This window comes from Pseudoalteromonas phenolica, assembly GCF_005886345.1.
Taxonomy (GTDB): domain Bacteria; phylum Pseudomonadota; class Gammaproteobacteria; order Enterobacterales; family Alteromonadaceae; genus Pseudoalteromonas; species Pseudoalteromonas phenolica_A.
In genome coordinates this window covers 1-928 of the sequence record NZ_PNEC01000067.1, presented here as the reverse complement: position 1 = coordinate 928, position 928 = coordinate 1, and the positions used below count along the sequence as shown (strand labels likewise).

General features: G+C 36.7%; 1 protein-coding gene. It reads right to left on the bottom strand.

Annotated features, from left to right (window positions below; genetic code table 11):
- Nucleotides 1-234: 234 nt before the first annotated feature.
- Nucleotides 235-579 (bottom strand): hypothetical protein, encoded by a 345-nt coding sequence (locus CWB72_RS19515; RefSeq protein ID WP_138634886.1) that lies wholly within the window; start codon nt 577-579, stop codon nt 235-237.
- Between the last annotated feature and the right edge of the window lie 349 nt (nt 580-928).

The window sequence follows — 928 nt, the reverse complement described above, 5'->3', positions numbered from 1 at the left end:
GGTCACAGCTTAAATTGAAAAACAAAAAGCCAAGACCAACTTAAATTTTGATTACGTCACCGTACCTAAAAACTGACCTTTAAGGAAAGACTTTAAGTAAAAACCGTTTTAAAGACAGCGATTTAAAGTGACGCATAACGCCCGCTTAAACGGTGAAAAATTATGGCGCTTATTTTTGCGTGTTTTTGCAAAAAATGCGACATAATTTTGAATCCGATTTGAAGTGTTTGTTAGCTACATTACAATATTCGTTATATTTATATACCCTGGGTTTTGATTAATATCACCACAATTTCCTATAAATTTTACTGCTGTTTTAGTCGATTTTGAGGTTAAAGCAACCGATAAGATAGCTTTAGCTCCTGCATCTGATTCTTTAATATATGCGTACGGAGTTGATGGGCACCCTTGAGCTAACCAATCTTTTCCAGCAGGTGAGAAATAATAGTAAGCGTCTCCTTGATAAAGCTGGACTCTGATTTCTTCGACTACAAATGGTTGTGTGGTTACTTTATCTCCTACAGCGCCTAATGCCATATTTGAGACTGCTATAAATAAAAAAATTAAAACAGTTTTCACTATACTCTCCAAGTATGATTAATTTTGTAGCTAACGCCGTTGTAACCGGCAAAAAATTGTTGGCTAAAATGTGAAGCGAAGCGTAACAGCCAACAGTTTTTTGTCCGCGTTGACGACCTTGTTATGCGTTGACACACCACTTTCAAAGCGCTTGCGCCTGCACCATTAAGCCAAACTTTAAATTAAAAAACACTCACCAAACCCAAAATTGCAAAGAAGCGTTCGACTGGTGAATGATGATTCTGGTCACAGCTTAAATTGAATAACGAAAAACCAAGGCTAACTTAAAACTTAATTACGCCACTGTACCTAAAAGCTGATTTGAAAGAAAGGTTTGAGGCAAAAACCG